The sequence below is a fragment of the Empedobacter falsenii genome (assembly GCF_019308355.1).
Classification (GTDB): Bacteria; Bacteroidota; Bacteroidia; order Flavobacteriales; family Weeksellaceae; genus Empedobacter; species Empedobacter falsenii_B.
Window position 1 is genome coordinate 1 of sequence record NZ_JAAGKM010000075.1, and the last position, 5,349, is coordinate 5,349.

Below are 5,349 nucleotides of genomic sequence, written 5' to 3' on the forward strand. Positions count from 1 at the left end.
AAAAAATCATCCGGAAATAGGTCTTTTGTTTCCATAAATATGTAAATATTAAATGTATAAAAAAAATTCTGCTCGATTTTAACCCAAGCAGAATTTTATACTTACACAGTTTTTGGTACAGTGTCTTATAAAACTATTTTTGAGTTTAATAATAATTTACAATTTTTAAAAAATGTCGCTTAACTTATACTGTTCATTTTGTTTGTATATTCAATCACGATTCCTAGGAATTTTTATTTTTTCTTCTCCGTACTCGTTTTATCTTTTTGGTAGAGTATCCATTACGAGCATTTTCTTCCTTTCATATATCATGCTTATCGTAATCAAAGTGAGCATTCAATTACCTTCTAACATTTTTTCAATTTCTCGATTTAGTAAGTCTTTTAGGAATTTTTGGAGTTCATCTCCAGTTTTAAACTGTTTGAAAAAATCATCCCGAAAATAAGTCTTTTGTTTTCAAAGTTATGTAAATATTAAACTTATAAAAAAAATCTGCTCTATTTTAAACTAAGTAGAACTCTATACTTACAGAGTCTTTGGTACAGTGTCTCATTTTAATTCATAAAAACATTACATTTCTTTTGATATAACCTATATCATTTTTTGTTCATCCACAGAATGGCTATCTAGTTACATGTAAGGATGTAAAAGTGTAGTTGTTAATGTAGAATTCGCCATATCCTGATTCAGTTTTGTCGCATCAACAGGCTGTCCGATTCCTATATTCACTAAAGTAGTATTTGATCCAAGATTTCTATTTCTACATGCCGCTTGTATTTCATAACTACCTTGTTCTAATTTATCTAATGTTACATTCAAGTTAAATATCTTATAAGATCCAGGCTCACCTCTTACTACATCAGATCTTACAGCCTTCAATTTAAATCCTTCATTATTTTTTTTCATAAAGATTCCACATGCAAAACTAGCAGAATTCCCTGTTGAATTCGATGGTCTATTAATTTGCACAGTTGTTTGAAAACTTAATGTTACTTTACTAGAATTCGTAGTATCTTTTACTACAAAATTATCTTTATTATTCGTCATAAAACTCCATCCATCATCATTTGAATCTAATTCATATGAAGTTATACTACCTGTACTATTAAAAAATAATCCTACTTTATCTATAGTCGTGTTTAAATAATATAATGAAAGACTACCTGTTCCATCTGCTACTTTGTAAGTTTTCCATACATTAGTTGGATACTCATTATCCTTTACTTGTAACACTTGATTTAATGTACCTGCATCACCTAAAGAATTATCATTTCCTGCTAATCGTAACTCTTTTCTTAAATTTAAATCCCCATTAATGTCAAGAGTTTTAGTAGGGTTCTTTGTGTTAATTCCAACTTGAGAATATGTATATGAATAAGAAAAAATTACAAGTAATATATTTATATAGAGTTTCATGTTAATTGAATATTGAATTAAAATTTTCAGGTATTTCGTATACATCTACTTTTAAAGATGATTGTGCCATAAACGTATTAATATTTGTGACTTCATCTACATTTCTTCCTATAGCCAAATCCCTTGTAGACCCACTTAGTTTAGCACAAGCGATATTAATACTATGAGAACCTAAAGTTAAATTTGATGTACCACCAATCTGAGTATGAGTTAGAAATGTACTAGTAGATCTACTTGTATAAATGGTATTGATCCTAGCACTTTTCAGTTTTCCATCTACGAAAATACCACAAGTATACTTTATGTTTTCACCATTTGTTGAAGTTGAATTATTTTGTTGAACAACAGTTTCAAACTGAAAATAAACTTTACTTGATTTGCTATTTACATTAAACGATTTTGCTAAACCAGGAATTTCATTAAAGCCTTTCAATTCTAAATCAGATAATAAAGCCCCATCTATTAATTCTGTAGAAACATTTACTGAAGAATTGTTATTAGGAGCTATTTGTATTCCAATCTGATCTGAAAATGAATCATTAAAAATTAAGTAAAACTTATTCGGTTCATATTCTGGAATAAGTAATGATTTCCATGTCGGAGGTAAACCTTCTCCTTGCGAAACTAAAATCTGCTCTTTTGTTCCTTTAGATTCTACACTATTATTATCTAAAAAAATTCTCTTTCTTAAACCAAAATCTCCATTTACATCAAGACTAGATTGAGGTGTTCTTGTGTCAACTCCTACTTGAGCTTGTGTCAATGCACTTAAAAATAATCCTGTTATTAATAATTCTATTTTCATCTATTGTGCTTTAAATGTAATTAATTCAGCTAAATCAATCTTTAAAAAAGATTTAAGTTGAAAGTTATTTGAATTAGTAGAAGATGTTGTATTTGTTCCTATCGATAAGGTATGACTATTTCCCTCTATTCCTCTACAAGCCATCTCAATACTGTAGGAACCTTTGGGAGTATTCTCCTCTGTATAGTTTAGTGTATACATATATTGCATAGGCGAGTTAGTTGTAATGGTCGTAATTTTATCAGGTCTTAGAGCAACTAATGTATTATCCTTAAAAATTCCACACATAAATTTTACTTCCCCAACTGAAGAAGTTGTGACAGACTCTACACCTGTTTGGAATTGATAAGTAGTTTTATTTTCGTTGGACTTGATTTCCACTATTGTCTTAAGTCCACTTATTTTAGTCCAAGAACTATCAAATTGATCACCTATTTTATTAAGGTAGTTAACACCTGAAATAGTGATAGACTTTATCCCAATATTATCATCTATAACATATGTATTAATCAATTTATATTGTCCATTCTCCATAAATGGAACATTTACATATTTCCATGTTGGAGACATCCCTACTCCTTGAGATACTAAAACTTGATCTTTTAACCCTGCATTTCCTTTTGTTAAATCATTTCCTCCTACACGTAAAGAATTTCTTAAGATAATATCGCCTTCTACATCAAGTTTACTTTTAGGTAAAACAGTTCCGATGCCTATTTGAGAAAATGCATAGTTTGACAATATTATAGCTAACAATTTTACTTTCATAGTTTTACTATTTAGTTAACGGATAGGCAAAAGTAATTCAATTTTGATTAAAAATAACTATTTATTAGAAAATTAAGTGATAAAATATTTTTTTTTAAGATTAATAAAATTCTTGTCAAGAAATCAATTACTTACACTTTTTATGTAATTTATAGATATTGTCCAGAACTTTGTCTAAATATATTTCAGATTGGTTGATTTTTTATAGTAGAGCCTTTTTTCTAAAATCGTTAAAAATTTATTTAAAATTATACCCAATTAAGAATTTATAGAGTCCATTTCTTAGAAATTAGCATTAATGATATATAAAAAAGGCTTCTTCAAATCTTCGTTTGGAATACCATCTTGTTTTTGGTGTATTTGTGTCAAGAATTCCCCGATGGGCATATGAATTCATTTAAAAACAATTAAAAAAGTAATGAATAAAAATGAGCATATAGAAATGAATAAAGGTTCCTCCATTGAAGAACCTTTACTTTTATTTATCAAATTTCTTTAAAATGTACGAAACCACAAAACTCACAAAAGCACCAACTCCAGCGAGAATAGCAGTTTGTAACAAATCACTTAAACCTAAATTTCCCAGTATACTAAACATTGTACCACAGAGAACCCCCATTTTCATATGACTATCCTGTATCATCTTTATTCACGCCATCTAAAACCGTCAATTGGCTTACTGCACCTAACACACCACCGGCAACCGTTAAATAACCACCAAGATCATTTAACCATTCCGGCAATTGGATTGGAGATGCCAAAAGCACTCCTCCGATTGCAGCTAAAACCAAACCGATATTTCGGAGCCATTGAAACAACTTAGGCGTTGGGGATTGTATTCGATCTATTATTTTCATCCGTTAAATTATCCGTTTTTTTTATACACTTAATTTCAAGTCTAACCGATTCACCCGAATCAATCGCTTGATAAACCAAATCCTTCACTTTATTAAAAGCCTTTCGACTTTCCCATCCTATTCCAGCACCACCCAAAGAAGTAACCGGAGCAATACAGCCTAGTAATTCCTTTTTTGCATTGTTCGCAGGATGCATCAGAATATAAGTCCTGTTCGCTACATCCTTTAACCAAATATGCCATCCATATTTTTGACTGTATCTTTTCGCTAAAACATATTTCCCTTCCGGTATACACGATTTTCTCACTTCATTATTCAACCAAGGCAACTCGATCGTATAACAAATAATACCTTTTGCATTCTGCAAAATTCCATTTGTTCCATTAGGGAAATACGTTCTGATTAATTCTAATTGCATTAGATTTGATTCACATCAATTAATTGTAGCGCATTGTACGCACCATTTTTCAGTACATACTTTTCACCGTTAATTTCTTGATAGAACTCCACACCCAGAACCAAGAAGATAGGTTCTGTACTATTTGCAGGCAAAGTCGTCGCCAAGCTAATCGTTGAAGTGGAAACAGTATCGTAAGGAAGAATTCCAGTATCGGCATTCGACACATTAAATGAACCATCCATAAAATTGACATCAGCTGCTGCAGCTTCAATTTTAAAATGCGTTGTTCCAGATGGCGCATTGATCATATTTGCTGGAGTAAATGCGGGAATATCTACAACCACATCACCATCCACACGATCTAAAGTAACGCTATAAGGCGCATACAACGTAGTCGATAATTTCCCGTTGATGTTGAAATCAAATCCTTTCAACAATGATAAATCTCCATCAATTACATTTCGTTGTCCGCGTTCGCTCACCGTATCGGTCTGAATCACCTTAACCATATCACGAGTTAAACGCCCAACCATTCTCGAATCAGCAGAGTTTAACAATACCGCTCGAAAAGCCGTTCGCAAAATCTTTCCAGATGCTCCTGCTCGCCCAAATTCTTCGCCATTTTCACGTGTACGTTGAAAGTTTGGATCATTCATAATTCTGTTCTTATCCACGCCACCTTTTTCACGTGCTAAAAACCCTTCTTTTGCTTTGTAAAAGGTAATGTCTCCCACAGTACCCAAAAGCTTAATAATACCTTTTTGTCTTGCCATTTTACTACATTTTTTCGTTCAACATTTAATCCTTCTACCGGTAGACAAAACAAGAATAAGAAAAAATCGTAACTTTATTAAAACCAAACTTTTCCAAATGACTTTTTTATCATCTTATGTCACTAGATGACATATAGATGAAGTATATTTACAGTATAGATAAAGCATAGATAGTGTATGAAAATGTATAATTATGCAGCAAAAAAAGGACACTGTACCAAAAACTGTGTAAGTATAAAATTCTGCTTGGGTTAAAATCGAGCAGAATTTTTTTTATACATTTAATATTTACATATTTATGGAAACAAAAGACCTATTTCCGGATGATTT

6 protein-coding genes are annotated in these 5,349 nt (G+C 31.2%); all 6 read right to left on the reverse strand.

The genetic code is table 11. From position 1 onward, the window contains the following. Nucleotides 1-630: 630 nt before the first annotated feature. A complete protein-coding gene (locus G0Q09_RS14525) occupies nt 631-1,416 on the reverse strand; it encodes a hypothetical protein (protein ID WP_219035420.1) in 786 nt (261 codons plus the stop codon). Nucleotide 1,417: 1 nt separating this feature from the next. Further along, nucleotides 1,418-2,221 (reverse strand): hypothetical protein, encoded by an 804-nt coding sequence (locus tag G0Q09_RS14530; RefSeq protein ID WP_219035421.1) that lies wholly within the window; start codon nt 2,219-2,221, stop codon nt 1,418-1,420. Then, nucleotides 2,222-2,989 (reverse strand): hypothetical protein, encoded by a 768-nt coding sequence (locus tag G0Q09_RS14535; RefSeq protein WP_219035422.1) that lies wholly within the window; start codon nt 2,987-2,989, stop codon nt 2,222-2,224. A 629-nt stretch (nt 2,990-3,618) separates the two neighbouring features. Beyond that, nucleotides 3,619-3,807, reverse strand: coding sequence for a hypothetical protein (locus G0Q09_RS14540; RefSeq protein WP_306822329.1), 189 nt, complete (start codon nt 3,805-3,807; stop codon nt 3,619-3,621). Between the two features lies 1 nt (nt 3,808). Beyond that, the gene (locus G0Q09_RS14545) at nt 3,809-4,264 is read right to left on the reverse strand and encodes a DUF5675 family protein (RefSeq protein ID WP_219035424.1); all 456 of its coding nucleotides are present in this window, start codon (nt 4,262-4,264) and stop codon (nt 3,809-3,811) included. Beyond that, the gene (locus G0Q09_RS14550) at nt 4,264-5,019 is read right to left on the reverse strand and encodes a hypothetical protein (RefSeq protein ID WP_219035425.1); all 756 of its coding nucleotides are present in this window, start codon (nt 5,017-5,019) and stop codon (nt 4,264-4,266) included. Before G0Q09_RS14550 ends, G0Q09_RS14545 begins: the two co-directional genes overlap by 1 nt. Between the last annotated feature and the right edge of the window lie 330 nt (nt 5,020-5,349).

Coding starts and splice junctions, on each gene's coding strand:
- G0Q09_RS14525 (WP_219035420.1), bottom strand. CDS start 1,416: ATGAAACTCTATATAAATATATTACTTGTAATTTTTTCTTATTCATAT.
- G0Q09_RS14530 (WP_219035421.1), bottom strand. CDS start 2,221: ATGAAAATAGAATTATTAATAACAGGATTATTTTTAAGTGCATTGACA.
- G0Q09_RS14535 (WP_219035422.1), bottom strand. CDS start 2,989: ATGAAAGTAAAATTGTTAGCTATAATATTGTCAAACTATGCATTTTCT.
- G0Q09_RS14545 (WP_219035424.1), bottom strand. CDS start 4,264: ATGCAATTAGAATTAATCAGAACGTATTTCCCTAATGGAACAAATGGA.
- G0Q09_RS14550 (WP_219035425.1), bottom strand. CDS start 5,019: ATGGCAAGACAAAAAGGTATTATTAAGCTTTTGGGTACTGTGGGAGAC.